Genomic DNA, 25,720 nt, shown 5'->3' with positions numbered 1-25,720 from the left:
CACATGGCAACAGAAGCGATCGGATGGTGGGGAGTGCCCTTAGCGATCGTAGCGGGAACGCTGCGAGGAAGCGCACCCTTTTTGTTTGTCAGCTTAGGGGAATGTTTGACCGAGAAAAGCGGCAAGATTAACCTCGGTTTAGAAGGCAATTTGCTGCTGGGCGCGATGAGCGCTTATGCGGTGTCGTATTTGACTCAAGGCACCGTTGGGAGTGCAATCTCTCCTTGGCTCGGTGTGCTGGCGGCGGGAATTGCTGGAATGCTCTTGGCATTCATTCATGCTTGGTTATCTCAACAGCCAAAAGTGAATGATGTTGCGGTGGGCATCGCGATGATTATTTTCGGCAGTGGACTCGCGTTCTTTTTGGGTAAACCGTTTATTCAGCCTTCTGCACCCGGATTACCGTCGATCGGGCTTGCAGATTGGACAGGCATTTCGCAAATGCAGCAGACTTTCAGGATTAACTTACTGTTTGTCTTGGGAATTGCGATCGCGCCGTTAATGTCCTGGTTCTTCAAGGCTACACGCTGGGGGCTGTTCATCCGAGCGGTCGGCGATAATCCTGATGCAGCATTGGCGATGGGGATTTCGATTTCTAGGGTGCGGATGCTCTGCATTATGGCAGGCGGATTTTTGGCGGGAATTGGTGGAGCGTATTTGTCGCTGTATTATCCCGGAAGCTGGTCGGAGCGGATTTCGAGCGGTCAGGGTTTGATGGCGGTAGCGCTGGTGATTTTTGCCCGATGGAATCCGGTTCAGTGTTTGTGGGCTTCGATGCTGTTTGGTGGAGCACAGGCGATCGGGCCTTCGCTACAAGCAGTCGGAATTGACGGGGGTACCTATCTGTTTAATGCAGCACCGTATGTTCTGACGCTGGTGATTATGATTTTGACTTGTTCTCCAAAACGCACAATTTCGGGTGCGCCGGGGGCATTGGGAACGCTGAATTAATCCAATTTCTCAATTCTCAGTTTAATTTCTCGATTCTCAGTTTAATTTCTCGATTCTCAGTTTAATTTCTCGATTCTCAGTTTGATTTCTCGATTCTCAGTTTCGTTTCTCTAAAACAGACTTGATTTTTCTCAAACAATTCTGTTTTCTCTAAAACAATTCTGGTTTCTCGATTCCCAAACCGATTTCTCCAAAACAATCCTGGTTTCTCCAAAACGATCTTGGTTTCTCTAAAACAATTTTGGTTTCTCGAATCCGTACAGCCATTCCGCCAGAATTACGGAATGGCGTGTACAACCCGACAAAGCGATCGCATCTAAATCTATGACAACCGCAACTGAACTCTCCATATCAGACACTCAAAACTTCCCGCCACTACTCAAAGTTCGGGAAATGACCAAACGCTTCGGAAGCTTCACGGCGTTGGATCACGTCTCGATGACGCTCAAGCCCGGAACCTTTCATGCGCTTTTGGGGGAAAACGGAGCCGGGAAAAGTACGCTGGTGAAGTGCATCATGGGCTTTTACACCCCCACAAGCGGCAGTATTCAGCTAGATGGGCAAGACTGCACGATCGCTTCTCCCCGCGATGCCCAGAAATACGGAATCGGCATGGTGTATCAGCACTTTACCTCTGTTCCCGCGATGACCGTTGCAGAAAATTTGGTGATTGCACGATCAGGCGGCAATCTAGTGATCAACTGGAAAGCGGAAACAGAAAAGCTGGCGGCATTTATGCAAACTTCTCCGTTTCAGTTACCCCTAGACGCATCGGTTTCACAACTAGCAGCAGGCGAAAAACAAAAGTTAGAAATTCTCAAGCTGCTTTATCTCAAAAGCAAAATTCTGATTCTGGACGAACCGACTTCAGTTCTCACCCCGAACGAAGCCGACGAAATTCTCGGATTGCTGCGGGAACAAGTGAGCGCAGGACAACTGAGCGTTCTGCTCATCAGCCACAAAATGCGCGAAGTCACAGGCTTTACCGATGAAATTACCGTTCTGCGGCGCGGCAAGCTTGCAGGCACGGGCAGCATGAGCGTTCTAGCCGTTCCCGATATTACTGAAATGATGATGGGCGAACGGCGGGAGGCGCAACCCGTCGAGAAAGTGCCGCACGATAATCCGGTTCCGGTGCTCGAAGTCCGCGATCTTCATGCAGATAAAGACAATGGACTCGAAGCGGTTTCAGGAATTAACCTCAATGTTCGTAGCGGCGAGATTGTTGGCATTGCAGGCATCTCCGGCAACGGACAGCGCGAATTTGTGGAGGTCTTAGCGGGACAGCGCGCCGCAACATCGGGCGAAGTCATCGTCAACGGGGAACTCTATCAGGCAAGCCGATCGCAAATGTTTCAGCATGGCGTATTTCTCTTGCCCGAAGAGCCGCTAAAAAATGCCTGTGTGCCGCATATGAGCGTGGCGGAAAACTTAGCGCTGAGAACGTTCGATCGTCCTCCTCAATCAAAAGGCTTACTGCTGATCTTCAAGGCGATTCGGGAAGCGGCGCAAGGGCTGATTCAACAGTTCAAAATTAAAACGCCTTCTCCAGAAACTCCGGTACGAAATTTATCAGGCGGTAACGTCCAGCGAACGGTTTTAGCGCGGGAACTCTCGTCGGATCACGTCAAGCTCTTGATTACTGCAAACCCCTGCTTTGGGCTAGATTTTGCGGCAGTCGAAGACATTCATAACCAGATTCTTCAAGCGCGGAATCGCGGTGTTGCAGTGCTGCTCGTCAGCGAGGATTTAGACGAACTGCTAAAACTGTCCGATCGTATCCTCGTCATTAGTGGCGGACGATTTTTATACGAAAGTACAATTGACAATGCGGACTTTAATGAGATCGGACGCAGTATGACTGGGCACTAATAAGAAGCACACGGCGATGCTGTAGAAAATTTACAGAGCGATCGCCGCTTCTGACTAGATGCCTTTATGAAACTATTTTGGCGATCGTTGCTTGCACCGCATTTCGCGTTTGCGGTCTTCTTGACTCCACTGCTCATCGCACCAGCCGAAAGTCTTGCCCAAGTAACACCTCCGGCGCTTGCAGAAGAAACTCCTCCAAGCCATCGTGCTTTTGAGCAAGGATTAAGGCATCTCAAGAACCGGAGTTATCTAGCCGCGATCGCAGAGTTTAATCGTGCGATTCAGCTTGATCCCAATTTCAAAGAGGCGTACAGCGGACGGGGATTCGCACAACTGCAAAGCGGTGAACTCTCACAGGCGCTCGAAAGCTATCGTCGAATTTTGCAAATCGAGCCGAAATCTGCGATCGCTTATTCGGGTTTGGCGCTAGTGAGAGCGCGATTGGGTGACGATCGCCAAGCAAAGGTTGATACCGAAAAAAGCGCGGCTCTACTCGCTCACCAAACAGCCCGACATCTCTATCACAGTGAATTGAGCATTCTTGAACTTTCCGTCGCGACTGCCGGACGACCTTCAAAAGCTCAAGTGTGGGCGCTGATTGAGCAAGGAAATCGACAGATTAACGATCGCAACTTTCGGGCAGCCTTGACCACGCTTAACCAGGCAGTTGAATTAATGCCTTCGGGATCAGAGCGTCCTTATATTGATCGTGGAGTAGCGTACTTTGGGATGCAGGACTATCGATCGGCGATCGCTGATTTCTCGACTGCGCTTCGGTTCAATCCGTTCTACGTCAAGGCGTATGAGTACCGCGCCCGCGCCTACGAGCAGGCCGGACAAGCTCAAGCCGCTCGCGCCGATATGCAGAGAGCGATCGAGTTAGCGCGGCAGTTTGGCACTCAGGCAATGTACGAGGAATTGATAGCACGGCAACGACAAGCGAGACAGTAAAGATTACACTTCTTCCGGTTGGGTTTTGAACTCCTGATAATCCTGTTCAACTTGTGCCGCATACGATCGTGCATAATCAATCACATTCGGATGCCATTCTTGAGCAGTTTGAGAAAACGCGATTAAATCATCTGCGATCGCAGAGTTTTGTCGTCCGGTGCTCCGCATTTGTCCCCAAGCGGTCACTTCTGCCATTGTTTTGATCACTTTTTTAAGCTGCTTCGTTTTGCCATCTTTGCTTTCAAGATTGACTCGATCGGCAGTCGGCTGAAGCTCTCGCAGAACGTAAGGTCGATTCCCAATTAGTAAGGAAGTCAACAACGCGGGCGGAGATTCTTGAAATCGGTCTTGGATGGCGGTAATTCGATCGGCTTCGTTTTTCCAGTTAGGCTGTGAATAAGGCGTATAAGGTTGTAGCGAAGACGATCGGGCAGCCTTGAGATCCAGTAAATAATTCTGATTCGGTGAACCGTTGCCCTCAACTAGAATCACATAGCGATCGAGTCCCAAACTCCCAGTCCCCGCAATCCGGTGCATCACATCCAGAACTTGATAAAATTCCGGGTTCGGCTGGGTCGCGGCACATTCGGCGATCGCGTCCGTCACTTTTTGACGTTCGGCTTCGGTTACAGGTGTAGTTTTACCTTCGATCAGTTTGAGCGATCGCTGTTTGCCTTTAACTTCAGTTCGCTCATCTAAAAAATCTTTGCGTTTTCGCGTTTTCAAACTATCGATTAACTCTTTCACCAATCCCGTTGAAATTTCGCTGTGTACGGTTCGATCTTTTCCGGTTGAAAGTTCTTTTGTATAGATTTCAAGGAAGTAGTCACAAAGCGCAAGTGCATCTTCATCACTAATATTCAGCGTATGAGCACCGACAATAATACTGGTTACAAGTCGCGTAATGTCCCACGTACAGGGGGCTAACAGCGCCTCATCAAAATCATTCACATCGAAATAAACGAGACGATCGTCTCCTTTAAACGTGCCGAAATTCTGCAAATGCAAATCGCCACAGATCCAAACAGGCGGAGCCGATCGAAACATGCCCTCCACAGGCAAATCCTGATAAAACAGATGACAAGTTCCTCGCAGAAACCCAAACGCATCTTTTTGCATCGTTTTGTATTTCAGCTTCAGCAATTCGAGATTGCGTCCTCGATTGAATTCCCGAATCCGATCGACAACAGATTGATTTGGCATTTGCAGAGATTTGCTCAGAAATTAGGTTCCAATTTTAACAATCGGATCTGCGATAGCCTAATCTCTGAAGATTAATTTCAACATCTCCAATCTACTTAGCCCCGTCCTTTCAGTCCTGGATAGTCCGGGTAATATCTGACAATTTCCACCGTTTGCGGCAACACACCTACCATCAGCGCAAACGCCTCACTCGGCAACCGCGCCACCATTTCCGCACCAAAATAGTTCTCAAACTGATTCAAAATCATTTGTGCCCGCTGAAACGGCATCGGATTGTCGGTAATCTGCTGCGTCAGGCGAATCCACTGACGGCGAATTAGATACGCCTTCTGGCGTTCTTCATGCGCTCTCGGATCAATGAGTGGCGACGAATCCCCGACCTCGATCACCGCCTTACAATCTCGATCAAACAGGTTACCGACCGCTGCTCCCGGCCCTGCAAACTCAGCGTGAAATTGCTTAAAAAGAATTAATCCATTTCGTCTACGGCTATTCACCATTAGCAGTTGCCCCTGGTGAAGCTGAGACAGAATATCAGACACGATCTTAAAAAAATAATTAGGGGGCTTGTGTGATTACAATCTAAAAGCTTTTTTTCATTCTGTCATGGGTAATGGACAGTTCTCGAACAGGACGATCGCTATATTCGATACCATCACTTTCGCCCTTGGCTCGCAAGATTAATTCGATCCCCAAGCTGGCGTAAAGTCTGCGCCATACTGGAATCTTTCTCTTTAAGCTGTCCGATCTTTTCGCAGCTATACATGACGGTTGTGTGATCTTTGCCACCAAAGACCTCGCCGATTTTGGGCAAGCTTAGCTCGGTGTGATACCGCATCAGATACATACCAACTTGCCGCGCTACGCTGATTTCCCGGCGGCGTGAGTTGCCTTTGAGGTCATCGATCGACACCCCAAACGCTTCGGAAACTGCCTGAATCACCACTTCCGGCGAGGCTTCAACCTTTTCAACCGGAGGATTGAGCACTGGGGCAATATTTTGCACCGTCATCGGCAAGCCAGAGATCGAGATATACGCGACGGCTCGAATTAATGCCCCTTCTAGCTCCCGAATATTCGAGGTATAGCTTGAGGCAATATATTCGATCACTTCACGCGGCAAGCGCATATTCTCGTATTCGGCTTTTTTCTGCAAGATTGCCATCCGGGTTTCGAGATCCGGCGGTTGAATATCTGCAATCAACCCCATCGAGAAGCGAGAACAAAGCCGTTCTTGCAAACGAGGAATCTGATTCGGGGGACGGTCGGAAGCCAGCACCACCTGTTTACCCGCTTCATGCAGCGTATTGAACGTATGGAAGAATTCTTCCTGGGTGTATTCTTTGCCCTCAATGAACTGAATGTCATCGACCAGTAACACATCCGCTGCCCGATAACGATCGCGAAAACTCTGCAAGTCGTCTTTGCGAATTGCTGTAATCAGATCGTTCGTGAATTTTTCAGTTGAGACATAAAAGACCTTGGCATCTGACGAAATTTCGATGCGGTAATGCCCGATCGCTTGCATCAAATGCGTTTTGCCTAATCCAACTCCCCCACAGAGAAAGAGGGGATTGAACTCGCGCCCCGGAGATTCCGCCACCGCTAGCGATGCTGCGTGTGCCATGCGGTTATTTGGCCCCACGACCAAACGCGAGAACACATACTTCGAGTTGAGATCGGCTGAACTGCTCGATCGCGCCGCCAGCACCGGTAATTCCGGCTGCGCCGAAGACTCGATTACAAACGGGTAAAACAAATCCGTATCGTCACCTTCTGCGTTCGGCACAAAGCGAAACTGCACCTCAACGGGTCGCCCTACGATACTGTGAACGGCTTCTTGAACCGTCTTCATGTAATGCTTCTGAATCCAGTTCTTCGCAAACGGATTCGCCGTTCGCAGCGTCAAGCAATTCTCGGTCAACTCCTCTGGAACGGCAGTTTTGACCCAAGTGTCAAAGGTTGGCGGACTAAACTTGAGCTTCAAAATTTCCAGCACTTGCGACCACATCGCATCGATCGACGAGCTTTCTACCGCCATATTTCCGCTCCGAACCCCAGACCAAAGCATAGAATAATTTACTCTACTTTGCCGGTGAGCGGATAAGGAAGTGCTTAAGATCTCTTAGCGACCGAGAGTGAAAGTCAAGAACTGCAATCCTCGCGCTAGGATAAAGAAATATTTTCCTTGATTTTTACGGCTTACTCCCTGTTGTGAATACTTCCTCTCCTAGAGTCGATCTTGCTCAGCTTTATCCGTTTGAACTCGATGAATTTCAGCTCCAAGCGATCGCGGCTCTAGAAGCGGGAAAATCTGTTGTCGTCTGCGCTCCTACAGGCTCAGGAAAAACATTAATCGGGGAATATGCGATTCATCGAGCATTAGCAGCAGGTCGGCGCGTCTTCTACACCACCCCACTCAAAGCGCTTTCTAATCAAAAACTCCGGGATTTTCGCGATCAGTTCGGAGCCGAAAACGTTGGACTCCTCACTGGCGATGTCTCGATTAATCGCGATGCCCCCATTCTGGTGATGACGACCGAAATCTTCCGCAATATGCTGTACGGAACGCCGATCGGCGAAGTGGGAACCTCTCTAGTGGGTGTCGAAGCCGTTGTGCTGGACGAATGTCACTACATGAACGATCGTCAGCGCGGGACAGTTTGGGAAGAATCAATTATTTACTGCCCGTCGGAAGTTCAGCTCGTTGCTCTTTCTGCAACGGTCGCAAATAGCGATCAACTCACCGACTGGATTGCTCAAGTTCACGGCGCGACAGAGCTAATTTATTCTGATTTTCGTCCAGTTCCGCTTCAGTTTTCGTTCTGCAACACGAAAGGGCTGTTTCCCTTGCTGGATGAATCGGGCAAGCGCTTAAGTCCCCGCTTAAAGCCAAAGCGAAGTGAATACCGCCCCAGAGGCGCAAACCAGCGGGGCGCACCTCGTCCAGAGTGTCCCAGCCTCAGCTTTGTGATCAGTCAGCTTGCAGCCAAAGATATGCTGCCTGCGATTTATTTCATTTTCAGTCGGCGCGGCTGTGATAAAGCGGTGACAGAACTCGACAATCTGACGCTAGTGAATGAAGCAGAAGCCGCACAACTGAAAGAGCGAATTGATGCGTTTCTCGATCGCAACCCCGAAGCAGGTCGCGCTGGACAAGTCGAACCCCTGTATCGCGGAGTCGCTGCCCATCATGCGGGAATTTTACCGGCTTGGAAAGGTTTGGTCGAAGAACTGTTTCAAGAAGGCTTGATCAAAGTCGTCTTTGCGACTGAGACGCTTGCGGCTGGAATCAATATGCCTGCTCGAACCACAGTCGTTTCCAGTCTGTCTAAACGCACTGATGCCGGACACCGCCTGCTCAATCCGTCTGAGTTTCTGCAAATGTCAGGACGGGCAGGACGGCGCGGCATGGACGATCGCGGCTATGTCGTTACAGTGCAAACCCCATTCGAGGGGTCAAAAGAAGCGGCATATCTTGCAACCTCCGGAGCTGATCCGTTGGTGAGCCAATTTACACCGAGTTACGGCATGGTGTTGAACTTGCTGCAAACGCATTCGATCGAAGAAACCAGAGCCTTAATCGAACGAAGCTTCGGGCAATATCTTTCTACGCTCTATCTGCGACCGCAGCAGCAGGAACTCGAACGCTGCAAACTTGAACTCAACCAACTGCAATCGATCGTCTCTGAGGTGGATTGGAAACTGCTTGCTCAGTACGAAAAACTGCAAGAACGCCTTAAAGAAGAAAAACGCCTACTTAAAACGCTGCAAAATCAAGCGGATGAAATGCAGGCGGGAGAACGAGCGATCGCGCTACAGTTTGCGGTTGCGGGTACGATCTTGGCGCTCAAGGGTGACGGAGGCACAATCATTCCTGCCGTTCTCGTCACGAAAGTTTCTGGCTCTGGTCAGTTTCCTTATCTCGTCTGCTTAGGACAGAACAATCGCTGGTATGTTGCCTCGGTTTCAGATGTTGCCGCCCTGCGCGGTGAAATTCCTCGCTTAAAAGAGGTCGATCATCTGACACCACCGCCAGAACTGGTGCTCAAGGCTGGACAAGCCCGCAAAGGGACAGAAGACAGCTTAGCGATCGCCGAACTCGTCCCCGATCCACCCGGACTGCCCGACGAAGCACCTGAAGTCTATGCCCAAGGGCAACGCCTCAAAGCCGTACAAGCCCAAATCGAAGCGCATCCGGTTCACCAACGGGGCGATCGTCCGCAAACGCTCAAACGTCAACGCAGGATGCAAAGCTTGCAAGAAGAGATCACCGATCGCCAAGCTAAACTCGACGAAAAAACGCAGCGCCACTGGGAAGAATTCGTCGCGCTGATCGAAATCTTGCGGCGATTTGGCTGTCTCGACGACCTAGCCCCAACGACTCTCGGACAAGCTACCGCAGCAATCCGGGGCGATAACGAACTCTGGCTCGGTTTAGCACTGATGTCTGGCGATCTTGATCATCTTGATCCCCATCATCTCGCTGCCGCCTGTGCTGCACTGGTGACTGAGGTTTCACGCCCAGACACCTGGACACGCTACGATGTCTCTGAACCTGTGCTCGAAGCCCTGAGCGAACTCCGCAGCATTCGCCGTCAACTGTTTCAACTCCAGCGCCGTTATCAGGTTGCCCTTCCCGTCTGGCTCGAAGACGAACTGCTGGGACTGGTGGAACAATGGGCGCTGGGGACAGACTGGTTAGAACTATGCAGCAATACTAGCCTCGATGAAGGTGATGTTGTCAGAATCTTACGCCGCACCTTAGATTTGCTCTCTCAAATCCCCCATACCCCACACCTCACACAAGCGCTACGTTCCAATGCCAATCGCGCCATTCAACTGCTCGATCGCTTCCCGGTGAATGAAGGGGTGGAATAATTTTATGTTCGTGAGAGTATACGTTGGGCACTCTAAGTTTGAAGTGTTTTCAAAAACTCGCAATGGGAACTCAAGCTGGTGTTGGGATTAGTCATCTTCGCAACGTCACCCAAGCCGCAAAAGAAGCAGTGCAGAAAGCGCTCAGCGCCGCCCACATTGATCAGCCGGATTTCGTTTTTCTCTTTGCCTCGCTTGGATACGATCAGCAAAAAATAGTTGAAACCGTGCGTCAAGCCACCGGAAACTGCCCACTAGCGGGCTGTTCAGGGCAAGGCGTTATTGTGCAAAACGAAGCCGATGAATCGAATTTCTCGATCGCAGTGATGGTGATTCGCTCCGACGAAATTCGCTTCACCACTCGGTATGCGGTGGGATTGCAAGACGATGCCACCGAGGTTGGAAAAACGATCGCCAGTAAATTATCGGTTGATCTCAGCGATGACAGCCAAGCGATGTTCGTGTTCACCGATGGTATGGCGGTGAACTTCGATCTCCTACGTGACGGCATCGAATCGGAACTACCGCGCTCACTTCCCCTTTTAGGAGGAGCCGCAGGCAGTGATGCTGAAATGCGGGAGACGTTTCAATACTGCAATGATCAAGTGTTTTCCGATGGAGTCGTTGCCACACTGATTTCCGGTCACTGCAATTTGGTTTGGGCGCTGAATCATGGCTGCGTTCCGATCGGCTATGAGCGTAAAATCACTCGTGCTGAAGGGAACCGAATTTATGAAATCGATGGTCAACCCGTGCTCAACGTGCTGAGAGAGTATCTCACCGACGAAGAAATCAAGGCGTGGGATCGAACGATCGTTGCCTTTTGCTTTGGGCTGAAAGCACCCAACGAGGCACAAGACGAATTTTTCATTCGATACTTGCCTAGTAGAGATGAAGTCGCAGGTTCCGTAACGCTGCAAACCGAAGTTGTAGAAGGAAGTAGCATCTGGATTACTCGCCGCGATGTCGAGAAGATTACACAAGGCATTGATTTAATTGCTCAAACTGTGAATACGCAACTTGGCGATCGACCTGCGAAGCTGATCTTCCAGTTTGATTGCTACGGACGCGGAAAATCTGTTTTAGGTGAAGTGAAAAAGCAGCACCTTGAGCAACATTTGCAGCAGCAGGTTGGTACCTCCCTTCCCTGGATTGGATTGTACACTCACGGCGAAATTGCTCCACTTCAGAATAGAAATAGCTTTCACAACTACACACTGGTTCTTGTAGCAATTCATTAACGCAAGTTCGACAGATTCTTCGCTGCGGTTTACGCGGCTTCTTGCCGCCTAAATCCTCCACTCGTGGGGACTTGAAGAGTTAGTCATCACTAAAGCCTAGAAAATCTCTTTGCTCTTAGTCCCCCACAAGTGGGGGACTAAGAGCAACCCAGATGCAGCATCGAAGCGAATTCTTTTTATCAAATTCAGGTACAGTCAGCGTCGAGCGAATTCTTTCTGTCGAACTCGCGTATTCTTCAGCAGCCTCAGTACGCTTGGTGATATTGATTTGTATGCTTCCTTTATCCTCAACTGAGCAAGAGATTGTCCGGCTTCGAGCCGAGAATCAGCAGCTTTCTGAACAAGTCAAGCGACTCGTTCGAGCAGAGCGCCGCATGATTGAATCCCAAGAAAAACGCGATGCTCAAGTCGTCACGTACCGACGACTGAATGAAATCGGCAGACAGTTTAGCCGAACGTTTTCGATCGCTGAAATCTTTCAGCGCACTGTGCAATTCGTCGTCTACGAATACAATTTTGAGCGTTGTCTGATTCTACATAGAAATTCTGGGCAGGTCTTCACCGTAGAACAGTGTGAAGGCTACTACGACGATGATTCTGCGATCGCATCTCTTGTCCTTGCTTGGCAGCATCCAGCCTTCCAGCCGCTTGTGAATGGAGCAGAATTTATTCTGGTGCAGCAAGACAACGATGCCTCGGTGCTGCAAGACTTGAGCCAACAAATCGAGATGGACGAGTTTGTCGGCTTTGCGATCGGGAAACCCTCGCTGCCTGAATTTCTGATTCTGATTGGCAACAGGCGTACGCGAGCCAAATACCATCAGCGCATTCAACCGGATGACGACTCGCTTCTCGGTCTAATCAATCTGCTACAGAGCGTTCGATCCGCCATTAGCCAAGCGAATCTTTACATTCAAATTCGTGATCGCGCCTCAGCCCTCGAACAAACGCTACAAGAACTCCAGCAAGCCCAGAGCCAATTGGTTCAGAGTGAGAAAATGTCGAGCTTGGGTCAACTGGTTGCCGGAGTCGCACATGAGATCAATAATCCCGTCAGCTTTATCTATGGCAACCTAGTTCATGCCAGCGAGTACGCAGATGAATTGATTGAATTACTCAAGCTGTATCAGGCTTGCTATCCGCAGCCAATGCCCAACATTCAAGCCAGAGCCGCAGAAATCGATCTAGAGTTCTTGCTGGAAGATCTGCCAAAACTTTTGATTTCAATGAAAGTGGGAGCCGATCGTATCAAAGAAATTGTTGCATCCTTGAGGACGTTCTCGCGCATGGACGAAGCCGACTGTAAAGCCGTCGATCTTCATGCTGGAATTGATAGCACCTTAATGATTCTGGAGCATCGTACAAAGTCAAACCCGCGCCGAAAAGCGATTGAGATTATCAGGGAATACGGCAACCTCCCGCTCATTGAGTGTTATGCCGGACAACTCAACCAAGTATTTATGAATCTCATCAGTAACGCGATCGATGCTCTAGAAGAATATACTCAACAGCACCCGAACTTCAGTCCTCAAATCAGAATCACGACTGCATTACTCGACTCAACCTCAGTCATTATCAGCATCAGCGACAATGGCATTGGGATTCCAGAACCAATTCAATCCCGGCTTTTCGATCCCTTTTTCACTACAAAGCCTGTTGGAAAAGGAACAGGCATGGGGCTTTCAATCAGTCATCAAATTATTACAGAGCGTCACAAAGGTCACATTGAGTGCATTTCAAAGCCAGGAATGGGCACCGAATTTAGAATTACCATTCCTTCACAATCCCAGTAACAAGCACGAATTCACCCCTAAAGAGTTCTCTCCGTAAAATACCTGATTGCTTTAGCCATAACTTTGCTCATACTGACAAAAGGGCTAGAAGAGCGTGTCGGGTCTTTCTTAAAGCGCTCAAGTCATTTGCCCACCTTACAAACTGTTTCAGTGACGTAGGCATTGTCTTTGTGAACGACCTGGACTTAGAGCGACCCAGAATCTTAGTTGTAGATGATCATCCTTCAAGCCGGATGACGGCTGTGGCGCTACTGACGATCGAAGGCTACGACGTGATCGAAGCCGAGAGCGGCGCTTCAGCGTTAGCAAAACTGCACCAAGCCGCTCCAGATTTGATTTTGCTCGATGTGATGATGCCAGGAATGGACGGCTACGAAGTGTGCCGCCGCCTCAAGGAAGACGAGCAGACTCGTTTAACTCCGGTTGTCTTTATTACGGCACTCGACGATCGTCGATCGCGCTTGCAGGGAATCGAAGCAGGCGGCGATGACTTTCTCACGAAACCTTTTGATCAACTCGAACTCTCTGCGCGAGTCAAATCGCTGGTTCGGCAAAAGCGGCTCAATGAAGACCTCGACCACGCAGAGAAAGTGTTATTTTCGATCGCTCGCACCGTAGAAAGCCGCGACCCCAATACCGGAGATCATTGTGAACGATTGGTATTGCAAGGAAAAGCGTTTGCAGAATACTTAGGGTTAACGCGATCTCAGATCCGAGATTTGATGTGGGGCGGCTACCTCCACGACATTGGCAAAGTCGGTATTCCAGACGCGGTGCTGCTGAAAAAAGGCAATCTCACCGTAGAAGAGTTCAGCGTTATGAAACAGCACGTCCTGATTGGCGAAAAAATTTGTCAGCCGCTACGGACGATGCGAGGCGTTTTGCCGATTATTCGGCATCACCATGAGCGGTGGGACGGTTCTGGATACCCAGATGGCTTGAAGGGCGATGACATTCCCTTTCTGGCGCAAGTGTTTCAGATTCTCGATATTTATGATGCGTTGACGAGCGAACGTCCTTATAAAAGAGCATTTTCTTCTGAAGAAGCCCTGAGAAAAATTGTTGAAGAAACCAACCAAGGCTGGCGCAATCCAGAGCTGATCGAAGCCTTTTGCAGCTTTATTCGAGCGATCGAGATGCAAACGACGAATGAACCGGTTTGGTTTCAAAAGTACATTAAGCTTGAGAATCACGTTTAGGCGAAGAGGCTATGGCGAATTCTGTTTGAGCTGTGAGCACTAAAATGAGTTGTGAGCGCTAAAAGAAGTGAGGTAGAGAGTAGGGGGCTAAGAAGGGAACGACATCTCACTCCCCACTAATTTAAGATCGCTATATCTTTCTTTTTGGGAAAGCTGCTTTAGAATTGGTGTAATGCTTCCTTGAGTCGATGAACGCAGAAACGGCAAAGCAATGCTTCAACCCATCATCTGAAGCAGGTTTGAATTTAAGTTGTTATTTAATCGAAATGTTGGAGGCGCGATGTTAGTCATTCTAGCGGGCGATCAACTCCTTTCAGTACACCAGGTCTGTCAAGGCTGCTTAATGGCAGACCAAAGCGGCCAACCCCGATGGCGACAAGGGCAATTGCGCTGCGGTCAAGCGATTAGTCGATTGGGTGAAAAGCTGCCAGCGCAGTTTGAGTGCCAAATGGGATTTAGAGTCGCCAATATCGAGTAATCCTTGGCTGTAGACGTGATAGCCGGGAGACTGTGTTCTTTCATCGTCTGCGAAGTGCGTTATTCTGGGCATAGCTTATTTGCATGACAACGCTTAGGAGAATTTAGTTATGTCGTGGCGCGGATCTACAACGGTGTCCGATCGCATCTTTGCTTCTCTGGTCTATCTTTTGCCGCTGTTAGATGTCTTGCGCTTTGTGGGACAAATTCTGAGGCTCACAGGCTCTGTTCTGAGTCCACTCATTGTGCTCGTTGAAACGCCGCTCAGACCTCTCCTCTCGATTTACACAGGCTTTGTCCCATTTATTGTGTTTATTGCGCTGTTTGCTCTCGTTGTGCGAAACGAAAACATTCCGCACTTCATCCGATTCAATACTTTACAGGCGATCTTCTTTGGAATTGTGCTGAGCTTGGTCGAGATTATCTGGCAGTTTGCACTCTCTCCAGTATTCGGGACACTGCTTACCCAAACGTTGTTCAATGCCGTTTTCTTAGGCATGATTGCAGCAGTTGGATACTCGATCGTTCAAACCGTTCTAGGGCGATATGCCGAGATTCCCACGATCTCGGATGCCGTTTACACCTACGTCCGCTAATCCTGTAATTGGGTTTGATAAAGCGGCGATCGCAAGCTGACTCCATTTTCGAGAAATCCGATCCCTTCGATTTCGACTCGAACGCGATCCCCTGCTTGCATCGCCCCAACACCTTCTGGAGTTCCGGTGAGAATCACATCTCCTGGAAGCAGCGTCATAATCTGGCTGATGTAAGACACAAGCCTATCCGGTGAGAACACCATGTCTCCGATCGAAGCCGACTGCACCGGCTGATCGTTGAGAAAGGTTTGCAGCCGCGCATCGGGATTGATTTCACGCACGATCCAAGGGCCTAACGGACAGAACGTATCGAAGCCCTTAGCGCGTGTCCACTGCCCGTCTTTTTTTTGCAAATCTCGCGCTGTGACATCGTTGGCGATCGTGTAGCCCCAGATTTTGCTGTGCGCTTCTTGGGCAGGGCAGTCTTTGACGCGATCGCCGATGACGAGTGCTAATTCGCCTTCATAGTCAACCCGTTGAGATTGCGCGGGATATAGAATTTCGGCATTCAGTGCAATCACCGTCGTTGGAGGCTTGAGAAATAAGAGCGGCTCTTGGGGAACTGGGGTTCCCATTTCTGCAGCGTGGTCTGCGTAGTTTTTGCCAACGGCGATGATTTTTGAGGGCGCACAAGGCGCAAGCAGATGATAGTTGGTGAGTCGCTGATCGGTCGGTTGTCCTTTTAGCCAGGGGGGAGCGTCTAAAACCTGAACGGTGCGATCGATTTGCAGCAATCCATAGTAGATTTTGCCATCAGGAGTTTGAACGCGGACATAACGCTGTGCCATAAAAATAACCAGAATCGATAGGGGTAGACCAGATCAATGAGCGCGACGAATTCACGAGAAACTGGTATAGAATTGTAATTCCTTGCCCTTTTATTATTGGGGTTTCTCTGCCTAAATCAAGTGCGAATCACTAATTTATGCAGTTACCCGAATAACTTGAAAGAGCCATTTAGTCCGTAAGGAGTTGTTTGATGAGTCAGTTGTACGAAACGATGTATATTTTACGTCCTGACATCGGGGACGAAGCAGTCGATCAGGCGATCGAGAAGTATCAATCGATGTTGAGAGAGAACGGTGGGGAGATTATCGAGACTCAGCATCGGGGTAAGCGGCGGTTGGCTTACGAGATTGACAGACTGCGCGAAGGAATTTACGTGCAGATGAATTTCCGAGCGAACGGCAACCAGATTGCGCCGATGGAGCGAGCAATGCGGTTAAGTACCGAGGTGGTTCGGTATTTGACGGTGAAGCAAGAGGAGCCGGAAGTCGCTGAGGCGGTTGAGGCTTAGCATTTCGCAGTTTGAAGTTTAGAAAACTCCGGTTTCATTCCGAAACCGGAGTTTTTTTAATGAAAATTTTCAGCCCAGTCTTATCGACTGAGCAAAATTCCCCTTAATCCCGCAGCGTTGGCGGCTTCGTAATCTTCTTGCAGACTGTCGCCAATGTGCCACGCATCGCCAGGGTCACATTGATGTTTAGCAAGCGCGATCGCAAAAATCTTCGGGTCAGGTTTGGCGACTCCTGCTTCTGTTGAGATAGTGATCGATGCAAAGAAGTCTGCCAGATCCAGCGCTCTGAGAACTTTGTACAGTCGAGAATCGAAATTCGAGAGAATGCCTAGCGGAATATCAAGACTCCGGAGTTTTGTCAGGGTTGGAACTGTATCGGGATAAACGATCCAAGGTTTAGCCGTCTCGAAATGCACATACAAATCGGAAAAGAAGCCGGAAAAATCCTCGAACTGGTGTAACACGCCCGCTTGATCGAAGGTCTGCTGTGCGATCGTGTTCCACCACTGCTGCTCAAGCTGGGGAATTTCTAAGATGTCCACTCCCGGAAAGGTGCAGGGCGGAGACGCTTTGAACGCTTCGTAGAAGGCACTATCAATCACGCTGGCATTGACTGCGACCCCGTATTTCTGAGCGATGTCACGATACACTTGACCAACACTGCCTCGCACCCCAAACAGTGTGCCAACTGCATCAAAAAACACCACACGGGGACGCTTCATCGCTCGATCACGCCAAACTCAACAAAGAATCGAACTCCTATTATCAATTGTTTTGGGTCAATGTGTTGACGATCGGGCGGGTGATCCAGTTGAACCCAACGCGGAGTTGATGTCTGAGGGTTGGCATTCGATTCAGGTAAGCTAAGCGGCGAGCCAGATGAGCTAGGGTACCATCGAGCTGAATTCCAAGCCCAGTCAGGGTCGCTTCATTGATGCCCAGGGTCATCATTTCACCGAGATATTGATAACGGAAAGGCAGAAGCGGTCGATCGCTCAGCGATGCCCAAATATTCCAGCCTGCGTAATCCGATTGCTGAAAGGCCGCTTGAGCTGTGGAGGGAACTTGCTGATTGTCAGCATCTTTGCAGTCGGCGAGATCCCCGATCGCGAAAATTTCAGGCCGATCAACGACTTGTAGCGTGGGCGTAACGACGATTTGATCGCGTGAATTTTGCTTGAGGGGTAGATTCTTCACGACTTCATTCATGCGAGTGCCGATCGTCCAAAGCACCAAATCGACCGGAATCGTATCGACTACGCCTTTGTAGAGCAGCGAGATACTGTCAGCCGCGATCAATTCCACTGAAGTTTCTAAATCCGTCCAAATGCTGCGCTTTTCAAGGGCTTGCGTGGCTGCTTCGCGATTATGCGGAGAGGACGATCGCAAAATTTGATCCGAAAGCTCAATCAACCGAACCCGACCGCGATCGCCGAGCTTATCGGCAATCTTACAAGCGAGTTCTACGCCACTGTAGCCCGCCCCGATGATCGCAACCCGAATCTTATCGGCATCTGAGGTTTCTAGCTGTCTGAGCCGATCCTCTAGCCGATAGGCATCTTGAATTGTTCTAAACGGAATCGCAAATTCTGCCGCACCCGGAACGAGATCCAACGGAGTTTCCCCGCCCATTGCTAAAACTAGGCGATCGTAGTCGAGCAATCCGCCGTTCTCTAGCCGGACTTGCTGCGTTTCGATGTTAATTTCAGTCACCGCCGACTGACGGAACCGGATCGACGTGCCTTGGAGCAGTTCTTCGTAAGGTGGCGCGACTTCCCACGATTGCAGTTCTCCGGTAACGACCTCGTAGAGCAACGGAGAGAAAACAAAGCGATCGCGCGAATCAATGATCGTAATTTCTGGTTTCTCGGTCTTTGTCCAAGGAAGACCATGCAAACGGAGCGCAGTGTACAAGCCCCCGAAGCCACCACCGAGAATACAAACTTTTGCAGGAGTGTGAGACATAAGACACGCGAGAAAGGGCAACTTTCTTAATTCTAAGTTCGGAATTCTAAATTCGGAATGACTGCTGCGCCGATCGCCCGAATTTCTACCTTACGTCCGGTGGCTTGGTAACTTAGGCAAATTTCCAGGTAAGACTCTGGTTTATAGGCGAGTCGTTCTGCCCACTCGATCGCGCAGATTCCTGGTTCTACTTCGATGCCTTCCCAGTAGATTTCGGGGTAAAGCGTGGCGGTTTGGTGCAGTTCTAATCGGTACAGATCGAAGTGATAAAGCGGCACTCGTCCGTCAAGGTATTCGTTAATTAAGGTAAATGTTGGGCTTTCGATCGAGTCTTCGATCCCCAATCCCTCACCCAATGCCTGCACAAATGCGGTCTTGCCGCTGCCTAAATCGCCTTGCAATAAAAGCACCGTTCCCGCAGGCAATTGCTGCCCGAACTGAAGACCGAGCAATCGGGTATCGGCGGCGGTTTTGAGGTCGATCGTTTTCATCGTCTTGAGCGTTCATACCAGCGAAGAATGACCCGTGCGAGCTTGCGCGAATCATGACGCACATAGCCTGTTTCTTCATCCTCGGTCATGATGTTGGCGCGAATCACCCTTCGTCCAAGCTGCATCACTCGATCTGGATCGAGATCAACCGGACGAGACTGTTCTTGAGCGTATCGTAAGAGCGCCTTCGAGGAAGGCGGCGTTTTTTGCACCAAGACCGAATCGAATAATTGCTGTCCACAAGCTTGATCGATCGCCCGAATATGATCTGCAACCGAATAATCATCGGTTTCTCCGGGTTGCGTCATGATGTTGCAAATATAAATGCAGGGGACTTGCCGAGCCGCGATCGCCTCGGCAATTTCAGGCACCAGTAAGTTTGGAATGACGCTGGTGTAGAGGCTTCCAGGCCCGATTACGATATAGTCTGCGTCCTCGATCGCGTCGATCGCTTTTGGCAGTGCAGGGGGATTTTCGGGTTTACAGCCAATGCGAACGATTTTTCCTCGCGCTTCCGTGATGCTCGATTCGCCTTCAACGTAGCGACCATCGGCGAATTCTGCCCACAATTTCACATCGCTTAAAGTGGCGGGTAGCACCTGACCGCGAATCGCTAACACTTTGGAACTCGCTGCGATCGCTCTTTCAAAATCTCCGGTAATGTCGCTGAGTACAGTGAGAAATAGATTTCCAAAGCTGTGTCCAGCCAGTCCATCGCCTGCTTTGAATCGATATTGAAACAGTTCGGTTAGAAGTTTTTCTTCGTCTGCTAGCGCCGCAATACAGTTGCGAATATCTCCCGGAGGCAACACACCAATTTCGCGCCGCAAGCGTCCCGACGAGCCGCCATCATCCGCCACCGTGACGATCGCCGTGATATTTGCGCTAATGCCTTTTAGTCCTCGCAGCAGCGTTGACAGCCCAGTTCCACCCCCGATCGTTACAATTTTCGCGCCTCGATTCAGCTTGCGGTGGCTAATCAGCACATCGACTAAATCTTCATCGCGATCGCTCATCAAAACTTCGGTAATCGATCCAAACGTGCGCGTCTGTCCCCAAAACACCAGCAGCAGTCCCAAAATCAGTACCAGTGGGCCGCTAATGTAGTTTGGAATCAGGCTCGTGATTAACTCCAGCAACTCGCCGGAGAACTGCATAATATAAAACACCGGAGTCAATCGGCTCCAGATTGCTACACCCAGTAACACCATCAGAATGCCGCTGACGCTGATAAACATCCAGCGCTTGACGAGCAAACCCGGAGACAGCCACTTAAACCAGTGACCCGCTCGATCGGGAAGACGGCGCGAATACGAACGCGAAACGCGCATTGCCTTTTTGAGAAAACGATTGGTCGTCATGCTGGGGTAAACCTTAGCGGGATGGCTCGATCTAGCTATGCAGCATACCCTAAGTTTGGAATTGCAACGGGGCAATCCTGAACGGAGGACGCGCAGTTATTCTGACAACTACCTTGTTTTCTCCGACTTTGCCTCGCTAACCGGGAAGAATTTACGGAAAATTTATTAGAAGACCAGAAGTATTACGGATCTAATTTGGGTGCTTTTGCGGGTCGGGGGTGCGATAAATTCCGATTAACAAGCAGATAATGCCGACATTGATGAAAATATCGGCAAAGTTAAAAATCGGAAATTGAATCCAGATGAAGCGCGGAAACGGATTCGGATAAGGGACATACACAAACGGAACTTTAATAAAATCGACCACATGACCCAACACAAAGCGATCGATACCGTTGCCTAGCGCTCCGCTCAGAATCAAACCATAGCCGATCTGCTCCCAGCGTGGCATCCGTCTGCCAAACCACGCCCACGCCATCAGCGCGACACTCGCCAACAGCGACAACCACCGCAAGATCGGACTCCCAGAGAGAATGCCAAATGCGGCTCCATCATTAATCACATAAACCCAGTGCAAAATCCCTGGAATGACAGGAATATCCTGGGGCGGAATCGTCAGCGCCATCGTTCTGACCACAATTAGCTTGGTGAGTCGATCGATGATCAATCCCGCGATCGCGACGATCCAGAAAAAGCGGTTTTTTAGCATGACGTGACGGTAAGAGGAGCAGATTCCAATTCTCACAGAAAATTGATCCGCTTAGTAGAACATGATGCGGCGCAGCACCAAGGCTAGAACAGCGATCGCGCAAGTCACTGCTAATTGTCCCGGCAGTAAATTCACGGAATAGGTGAGAAACGCTTGCCAAATCGAAGCCGTTCCGAGATCCACCCATCGCAGCACCGAACCGACCACCAAGTATAGAATGCCGACCAAGTGAATCACGAATAGCCCACAAAGCCCGCTAAATGCGAGAGTTTCCAAGCGGGGTACTGTTTTGAATGCAAGATAGCCGCAAATCCAGGCACCTGGAACAAATCCCAGTAAGTACCCAAAGCTAGGAGCGCTGACATACTGAAGCCCGCCTCCTTGCGAAAACACTGGAAGTCCTACCAGTCCCAGCGTCAGATAAGCAATTTGTGACATGACTGCCGCATTTTTCCCACCCAGGCAGCCCACCAGCAGCACGGCTCCGATTTGATAGCTCACACCGAGAAAATACAGCGGAACCGATTGCGATGCCCAGGGAAGCCCCACAATTGATGCCCTCAGCAACGTTCCTCCGATCGTCAACATCAGTCCAATCAGTGCCCACATCAAATCGGTGATCGTAATCCGAAATCGGGGGCGCGATCGGGCCGGGGGGCGGCGGGAGGGGGTACGAGTCATCGTGAAGAAGTTTTCCATCAGTCGTGTACGGGAAGCGCCAATCGCAAAATCCGGCAGTGGAGATTGTATCGCACGGCAGAATCGATAATGATAAAGAATCGTTCTTTAGCGTTGACTTATGATTGCTGCTGTTCAAACTCGCGATCGGATTGCCCAAATTTATCATCAGCCGTTCCCTGATTTGCTGTTTGAGGCGCAGCGCGTTCATCGCGAACACCACAACCCGCGCACGGTACAGTTTTGCACTCTAGGAAATATTAAGAGCGGTGCTTGTCCTGAAGATTGCGGCTATTGTGCTCAGAGTGTGCATCACAATACGGGCTTGAAGCCGGAACCGCTGATGGAGATTGATTCGGTGCTTGAAGAAGCAAAGGTGGCAAAAGCAGGCGGATCAACGCGGTTTTGTATGGGAGCCGCTTGGCGAGAGGTGCGAGACGGGGCACAGTTCGATCGCGTTCTGGAGATGGTGCGTCAGGTGGCAGCGCTGGATCTGGAGGTTTGCTGTACGCTTGGAATGCTCAAACCGCATCAGGCACAACAACTTAAAGCGGCAGGGCTAACAGCCTACAATCACAATTTAGATACGTCCGCAGAATACTACGACAAGATTATTACCACCCGGACTTATCAGGATCGCTTAGAGACGATTCGGGCGGTAAGTGAGGCAGGGATTTCGGTGTGCTGTGGTGGCATTTTGGGGCTGGGTGAATCAGTGAACGATCGCCTCTCGCTGCTCGAAACTCTGACGACGTTTGATCCGCCCCCTGAATCGATCCCAATCAATGCCTTGATTCCAATTGAAGGGACACCGCTTGAGACTGCGACTCCGATCGATGGTATTGCTTTGGTGCGAATGATTGCGACCACTCGGATTCTGTTTCCGAAAGCGATGGTGAGATTGTCTGCAGGTAGAACTCAAATGAGTGATGAACTGCAAGCCCTGTGTTTCTTTGCAGGAGCAAACTCGATTTTTACGGGTGCGAAGCTGTTAACGGCTCCGAATCCAGAACGATCGCACGATGAGGAGCTGATTATCGATCGATTGGGAATGATGCCGAAACCGCTTTAAGGTACAGACTCCCACGGCAGATTACAGCGATCGTGGGAGTTTTTTGATTATTTCAAAGGATGAATCAGCCCTGGAATTTAGGGAGCAACTCCGAATCTAATATCGAAGCGAACCTTCTCTATCGAACTCATTTCCTTTGAGTTGTGCAGTTTTATTGCGATCGCGATAAGTCGAAAGAAACACAATAAACAGAATTGCAAAGGTCAGATCAATCACACCAGAAAGTAGATAAAACGGGTGAAGCTTACCCAGCAGCGTGTGATATGCCAGAATTGCAAAAACGCTTGATTGACCAATAATCCCTAACCTAACAATGTCGTGATTTTGAGAAATATCGCGACCCACCCACCAATAACCAATCCCGATCACAATTACAAAACCATAGAATAGTTGGTTATATTCAGGATTCATGAGAGATTCAGTATTCAAGGCAGTCCGAATCCAACCATCGGCAAAGAGAAAAACGATCGCTTCAATCCAGTTAATCACTGCTTTAACTTGAAACATCCGTTTCCAAGCCATTGCATTATTCATTGCATTGTTTATCGAACCTTCCTCCCATTGATGGTTATGATTTCGATCGCTGGTTTGTTGCAGTAGATGTGGAAGCTGCTCGTGTGCTTGTAGTTTGCTTTTCGCTGCTTTGAAGTCAGTTGCCATTTGCTTTTGCTGTTCCGGGCTAAAGTTGTGCTTCAAAATTGGAAAGATATCTTTTTCTTCTTGATTGATATGGTCTCGAACAGCCTGCCTCACTTGCTTCACTTTCGATTTGAAGTCTGGATCTCTAACATCAAGCGATCGCACCTCGTCTAACATTCCGATCGCCTCATCGGTTTGCTCCACAATGTCCGGCATAGCTCGATAGTAGGGACTAGCCGCATGATAAACAATCTGCTCTTCTGCAAGACCATGAATGCTGACATCCTTGTAAAGTTGGACAAAGCACTCTTGAATCTTTTCCGGATCATCAGTTGCCAGAATTTCAGCAAACAAAATATCTGACTTGGTGTGATCCATCAGCAACAGATCCCGAATCGACATCTCATCATCCGTGCGAGTAATCACACTGCCTGCGACACCCGTGAGCGCGGCGATCGCATCTTCCACCCGTGCCCAAAGTCCTTGATCTGGCTCTTGTCCGGTCAGTTCTCGCACCCCCAAGATTTCTAAGATGCCTTTGAGTTGTTCTTGATGGGCGCGATTTTCAAAATTAACCGTGTGAATCGGAGCGATCGCAGCCTCAACATCAGCCCCAACCAACTGTGCTGCTTTATGAATCGTGAGACCTGTCATCGTTTGCCGGTGTTTGAGAAGCTCATGCTGAAAGACTTTCTCAAACACAGACAGTTTAGAATCTTGCATCTGAGTTTGAATCTCTTCTAGCTGCTGTTGGATACTCCTTTTAGGCTGAGATTGAATACCGGACTGAATAATCACGGTCTCTAGAATGCCTAAGTTTTTTTGATCGTCTTCCAGCATTTTTAGCAATCGCCGGCGAATATGATCATCGTTAACTAAGTTAATTAAGCATTGATCATTAGAAATTAGTAATTGTTGCAGCGATCGCATCTCTGCTAACTGGATTGCGATCGCGCCTCTGTTTGTGGCATTTAGCGGCATCACCATAACTCCCTCTCTTCTGAAAGGCTTACAGCCGCTACAATACTCAACCCAAAATGACCCTTCCTCTACTCTAGGAAGCACGTTTTCAACTTGAGCGCTGCAATCCTTTGTTGTGCAAATGCCGCTCAATTTGCTGCATTTCTTCTATTGTGGCTCCGGTGACAATGCCATAAATTTCGGTGTAGATTTTGCCGTATTTCACTTTTTCTAGGGCTGATAGGATTAAAAAGTCTTTTTGCTCTAGCTCTGGCTTTAAGCGGGTCAAGATAGAATCTAATGTGCCTTCCATCCGGTAGTCGCTAGAGTATTTAGCGATCGCTTTATCCAACTTCAACAACTCATGGCGCTGTAGACACAGAGGAGTAGAGCCGTTAATGCGAAAGTTGGCATCGATCGCATACAGTTGCCCGTCTCGGTCTTCCAACACATCTACACCAATCACGCCAAAATAGCCTTGTTGGTGAGCATACTGCGCGACGTTGGCAATCAATTGAGAGAACTGGCTCAAGTCGTCAGTATAGTCAATCAAGCCGCCCAGATAGTCCCCTGTAGAAGTCGTAAGCTGCTGAGTCACACCGATTAACGTAATCTCACCCTGTTGATTCACATAGAACTGAATGCAGTAGTTTTGAACTTCGTGTTGAACAAACTCTGAAACAATGATTGTTTCTAATAAATGAATTCTTAGATACTTCTTTAGTTCTTCCAGACAATAGTGCAAATCACTAGGGTTACGAATGATATAAGTTCCCTCACCGGAAAGACCATGCGAGGTTTTGATCAGGTAAGGAAACTGCTCTGGAAGCTGGATCTCGTCAAGACGAGTTTGCTTAAGCTGATAGGTTTGATAGTTCGGACAAGGCACTCCTAGCTTAGAAAGAGTCACTTTACTCAGCAGATGATAGTGTATGTCTGGATCAACTGCGTGTTTTTCGGGAAGCAATCGATCGAACGGAAACAGAGTAATCACACGATCGATCTGTCCACTCTCGCTGAGATCATCCAGATAGGTGGAACAATCCAATCGTTCGATCTGACTATATTGAAAGCCAAACTGATCACGCCAGTATTGCATCAGTAAAGACTGCGGCGGAACAATCACAACACCCGGTAACACATCCCCCAGTACGGCTAGATTCTTCCAAGATTCTTTTTGGCAAATCTTATCAAACGCAGTTTTGGTCGCTTCACTGCTACCATCCTGCAAAAAATACTTTCGCGTGTTTGGATATGCCGCCCAACTTGCAGTTGCAGGATAATTCAAAATCAACGCATCCCGATCGGGCTGAATGTCTTGAGCAAACAAATCAGACAGCGAATTCCCTTGAAAAAATTGAAATGTGTGCTGAAAAGACATAGTGAA

Annotated in this window: 23 protein-coding genes; 11 read left to right on the top strand and 12 right to left on the bottom strand. The window is 49.3% G+C overall.

From position 1 onward, the window contains the following. The first annotated feature begins 3 nt into the window (after positions 1-3). The 3 genes from H6F51_08540 to H6F51_08530 all read left to right on the top strand — a co-directional run bounded on the left by H6F51_08540 (position 4) and on the right by H6F51_08530 (position 3,774). Positions 4-951, top strand: a complete 948-nt coding sequence (locus H6F51_08540) for an ABC transporter permease (GenBank protein MBD1822542.1) — start codon at positions 4-6, stop codon at positions 949-951. 324 nt (positions 952-1,275) lie between these two features. Beyond that, positions 1,276-2,823: an ABC transporter ATP-binding protein gene (locus H6F51_08535; GenBank protein MBD1822541.1), complete on the top strand. Its 1,548-nt coding sequence runs from the start codon at positions 1,276-1,278 to the stop codon at positions 2,821-2,823. Positions 2,824-2,889: 66 nt separating this feature from the next. After that, positions 2,890-3,774 (top strand): tetratricopeptide repeat protein, encoded by an 885-nt coding sequence (locus H6F51_08530; GenBank protein ID MBD1822540.1) that lies wholly within the window; start codon positions 2,890-2,892, stop codon positions 3,772-3,774. 3 nt (positions 3,775-3,777) lie between these two features. Here H6F51_08530 and H6F51_08525 read toward each other — a convergent pair whose 3' ends face one another. The 3 genes from H6F51_08525 to dnaA form a co-directional block, all read right to left on the bottom strand. Further along, positions 3,778-4,977 (bottom strand): DUF2252 domain-containing protein, encoded by a 1,200-nt coding sequence (locus H6F51_08525; protein MBD1822539.1) that lies wholly within the window; start codon positions 4,975-4,977, stop codon positions 3,778-3,780. Between the two features lie 95 nt (positions 4,978-5,072). After that, on the bottom strand, positions 5,073-5,522 hold the full coding sequence (locus H6F51_08520) for a hypothetical protein (protein MBD1822538.1): 450 nt from the start codon (positions 5,520-5,522) through the stop codon (positions 5,073-5,075). Positions 5,523-5,632: 110 nt separating this feature from the next. Beyond that, positions 5,633-7,018 carry a chromosomal replication initiator protein DnaA gene (dnaA, locus tag H6F51_08515; GenBank protein MBD1822537.1) on the bottom strand — a complete coding sequence of 462 codons (1,386 nt, stop codon included), beginning with the start codon at positions 7,016-7,018 and terminating at the stop codon, positions 5,633-5,635. 173 nt (positions 7,019-7,191) lie between these two features. Here dnaA and H6F51_08510 point away from each other — a divergent pair, with 173 nt between their 5' ends. The 6 genes from H6F51_08510 (at position 7,192) to H6F51_08485 (ending at position 15,161) form a co-directional block, all read left to right on the top strand. Then, complete coding sequence (locus H6F51_08510; GenBank protein ID MBD1822536.1) at positions 7,192-9,858, top strand: RNA helicase; 2,667 nt, start codon at positions 7,192-7,194, stop codon at positions 9,856-9,858. A gap of 62 nt (positions 9,859-9,920) precedes the next feature. Continuing rightward, positions 9,921-11,096, top strand: coding sequence for an FIST C-terminal domain-containing protein (locus tag H6F51_08505; protein MBD1822535.1), 1,176 nt, complete (start codon positions 9,921-9,923; stop codon positions 11,094-11,096). Positions 11,097-11,248: 152 nt separating this feature from the next. Continuing rightward, positions 11,249-12,889, top strand: coding sequence for a HAMP domain-containing histidine kinase (locus H6F51_08500; GenBank protein ID MBD1822534.1), 1,641 nt, complete (start codon positions 11,249-11,251; stop codon positions 12,887-12,889). Positions 12,890-13,059: 170 nt separating this feature from the next. Continuing rightward, complete coding sequence (locus tag H6F51_08495) at positions 13,060-14,088, top strand: two-component system response regulator (protein MBD1822533.1); 1,029 nt, start codon at positions 13,060-13,062, stop codon at positions 14,086-14,088. Positions 14,089-14,368: 280 nt separating this feature from the next. Next, positions 14,369-14,566 (top strand): hypothetical protein, encoded by a 198-nt coding sequence (locus H6F51_08490; protein MBD1822532.1) that lies wholly within the window; start codon positions 14,369-14,371, stop codon positions 14,564-14,566. 109 nt (positions 14,567-14,675) lie between these two features. After that, complete coding sequence (locus H6F51_08485) at positions 14,676-15,161, top strand: hypothetical protein (GenBank protein ID MBD1822531.1); 486 nt, start codon at positions 14,676-14,678, stop codon at positions 15,159-15,161. Here the strand turns inward: H6F51_08485 and H6F51_08480 are convergent. Further along, positions 15,158-15,949, bottom strand: coding sequence for a fumarylacetoacetate hydrolase family protein (locus H6F51_08480; GenBank protein ID MBD1822530.1), 792 nt, complete (start codon positions 15,947-15,949; stop codon positions 15,158-15,160). The genes H6F51_08485 and H6F51_08480 overlap by 4 nt on opposite strands. Positions 15,950-16,140: 191 nt before the next feature. Here H6F51_08480 and H6F51_08475 point away from each other — a divergent pair, with 191 nt between their 5' ends. Then, entirely contained in the window at positions 16,141-16,458 is a 318-nt protein-coding gene (locus H6F51_08475; GenBank protein ID MBD1822529.1) for a 30S ribosomal protein S6, read from the top strand. Between the two features lie 80 nt (positions 16,459-16,538). On the opposite strand, the gene H6F51_08470 is transcribed toward H6F51_08475, so the two are convergent. The 6 genes from H6F51_08470 to H6F51_08445 all read right to left on the bottom strand — a co-directional run bounded on the left by H6F51_08470 (position 16,539) and on the right by H6F51_08445 (position 21,665). Further along, positions 16,539-17,180 carry an HAD family hydrolase gene (locus tag H6F51_08470; protein MBD1822528.1) on the bottom strand — a complete coding sequence of 214 codons (642 nt, stop codon included), beginning with the start codon at positions 17,178-17,180 and terminating at the stop codon, positions 16,539-16,541. A 43-nt stretch (positions 17,181-17,223) separates the two neighbouring features. Then, the gene (locus H6F51_08465; GenBank protein ID MBD1822527.1) at positions 17,224-18,423 is read right to left on the bottom strand and encodes an NAD(P)/FAD-dependent oxidoreductase; all 1,200 of its coding nucleotides are present in this window, start codon (positions 18,421-18,423) and stop codon (positions 17,224-17,226) included. 32 nt (positions 18,424-18,455) lie between these two features. Next, a complete protein-coding gene (gene tsaE, locus H6F51_08460; protein ID MBD1822526.1) occupies positions 18,456-18,914 on the bottom strand; it encodes a tRNA (adenosine(37)-N6)-threonylcarbamoyltransferase complex ATPase subunit type 1 TsaE in 459 nt (152 codons plus the stop codon). After that, positions 18,911-19,930: a YvcK family protein gene (locus H6F51_08455; protein MBD1822525.1), complete on the bottom strand. Its 1,020-nt coding sequence runs from the start codon at positions 19,928-19,930 to the stop codon at positions 18,911-18,913. Before H6F51_08455 ends, tsaE begins: the two co-directional genes overlap by 4 nt. A 535-nt stretch (positions 19,931-20,465) precedes the next feature. Continuing rightward, a complete protein-coding gene (locus H6F51_08450; GenBank protein MBD1822524.1) occupies positions 20,466-20,984 on the bottom strand; it encodes a lipoprotein signal peptidase in 519 nt (172 codons plus the stop codon). Positions 20,985-21,035: 51 nt separating this feature from the next. Further along, positions 21,036-21,665, bottom strand: coding sequence for a biotin transporter BioY (locus tag H6F51_08445; GenBank protein MBD1822523.1), 630 nt, complete (start codon positions 21,663-21,665; stop codon positions 21,036-21,038). A gap of 118 nt (positions 21,666-21,783) precedes the next feature. Between H6F51_08445 and bioB the strand changes: the two genes are divergently transcribed. After that, the gene (bioB, locus tag H6F51_08440; GenBank protein ID MBD1822522.1) at positions 21,784-22,734 is read left to right on the top strand and encodes a biotin synthase BioB; all 951 of its coding nucleotides are present in this window, start codon (positions 21,784-21,786) and stop codon (positions 22,732-22,734) included. A 96-nt stretch (positions 22,735-22,830) separates the two neighbouring features. Here bioB and H6F51_08435 read toward each other — a convergent pair whose 3' ends face one another. Further along, positions 22,831-24,360, bottom strand: a complete 1,530-nt coding sequence (locus H6F51_08435; GenBank protein MBD1822521.1) for a hemerythrin domain-containing protein — start codon at positions 24,358-24,360, stop codon at positions 22,831-22,833. An 82-nt stretch (positions 24,361-24,442) separates the two neighbouring features. Next, positions 24,443-25,714, bottom strand: a complete 1,272-nt coding sequence (locus H6F51_08430; GenBank protein ID MBD1822520.1) for an ATP-grasp domain-containing protein — start codon at positions 25,712-25,714, stop codon at positions 24,443-24,445. Positions 25,715-25,720 lie beyond the last annotated feature (6 nt).

It is taken from the genome of Cyanobacteria bacterium FACHB-DQ100, assembly GCA_014695195.1.
In the GTDB taxonomy this organism is placed as follows: Bacteria; Cyanobacteriota; Cyanobacteriia; order Leptolyngbyales; family Leptolyngbyaceae; genus Leptolyngbya.
The sequence above is the reverse complement of the archived record's forward strand: the minus strand, read 5'-3'. Positions and strand labels throughout refer to the sequence as shown.

Excerpts from the sequence above, each read along its gene's own strand:
- H6F51_08530 (MBD1822540.1), top strand. The coding sequence starts at position 2,890 with ATGAAACTATTTTGGCGATCGTTGCTTGCACCGCATTTCGCGTTTGCG.
- H6F51_08535 (MBD1822541.1), top strand. The coding sequence starts at position 1,276 with ATGACAACCGCAACTGAACTCTCCATATCAGACACTCAAAACTTCCCG.
- H6F51_08435 (MBD1822521.1), bottom strand. The coding sequence starts at position 24,360 with ATGGTGATGCCGCTAAATGCCACAAACAGAGGCGCGATCGCAATCCAG.
- H6F51_08465 (MBD1822527.1), bottom strand. The coding sequence starts at position 18,423 with ATGTCTCACACTCCTGCAAAAGTTTGTATTCTCGGTGGTGGCTTCGGG.
- H6F51_08445 (MBD1822523.1), bottom strand. The coding sequence starts at position 21,665 with ATGACTCGTACCCCCTCCCGCCGCCCCCCGGCCCGATCGCGCCCCCGA.
- H6F51_08450 (MBD1822524.1), bottom strand. The coding sequence starts at position 20,984 with ATGCTAAAAAACCGCTTTTTCTGGATCGTCGCGATCGCGGGATTGATC.
- dnaA (MBD1822537.1), bottom strand. The coding sequence starts at position 7,018 with ATGGCGGTAGAAAGCTCGTCGATCGATGCGATGTGGTCGCAAGTGCTG.
- bioB (MBD1822522.1), top strand. The coding sequence starts at position 21,784 with ATGATTGCTGCTGTTCAAACTCGCGATCGGATTGCCCAAATTTATCAT.
- H6F51_08500 (MBD1822534.1), top strand. The coding sequence starts at position 11,249 with ATGCAGCATCGAAGCGAATTCTTTTTATCAAATTCAGGTACAGTCAGC.
- H6F51_08485 (MBD1822531.1), top strand. The coding sequence starts at position 14,676 with ATGTCGTGGCGCGGATCTACAACGGTGTCCGATCGCATCTTTGCTTCT.
- H6F51_08475 (MBD1822529.1), top strand. The coding sequence starts at position 16,141 with ATGAGTCAGTTGTACGAAACGATGTATATTTTACGTCCTGACATCGGG.
- H6F51_08470 (MBD1822528.1), bottom strand. The coding sequence starts at position 17,180 with ATGAAGCGTCCCCGTGTGGTGTTTTTTGATGCAGTTGGCACACTGTTT.
- H6F51_08505 (MBD1822535.1), top strand. The coding sequence starts at position 9,921 with ATGGGAACTCAAGCTGGTGTTGGGATTAGTCATCTTCGCAACGTCACC.
- H6F51_08540 (MBD1822542.1), top strand. The coding sequence starts at position 4 with ATGGCAACAGAAGCGATCGGATGGTGGGGAGTGCCCTTAGCGATCGTA.
- tsaE (MBD1822526.1), bottom strand. The coding sequence starts at position 18,914 with ATGAAAACGATCGACCTCAAAACCGCCGCCGATACCCGATTGCTCGGT.
- H6F51_08430 (MBD1822520.1), bottom strand. The coding sequence starts at position 25,714 with ATGTCTTTTCAGCACACATTTCAATTTTTTCAAGGGAATTCGCTGTCT.
- H6F51_08525 (MBD1822539.1), bottom strand. The coding sequence starts at position 4,977 with ATGCCAAATCAATCTGTTGTCGATCGGATTCGGGAATTCAATCGAGGA.
- H6F51_08490 (MBD1822532.1), top strand. The coding sequence starts at position 14,369 with ATGTTAGTCATTCTAGCGGGCGATCAACTCCTTTCAGTACACCAGGTC.
- H6F51_08455 (MBD1822525.1), bottom strand. The coding sequence starts at position 19,930 with ATGAGCGATCGCGATGAAGATTTAGTCGATGTGCTGATTAGCCACCGC.
- H6F51_08480 (MBD1822530.1), bottom strand. The coding sequence starts at position 15,949 with ATGGCACAGCGTTATGTCCGCGTTCAAACTCCTGATGGCAAAATCTAC.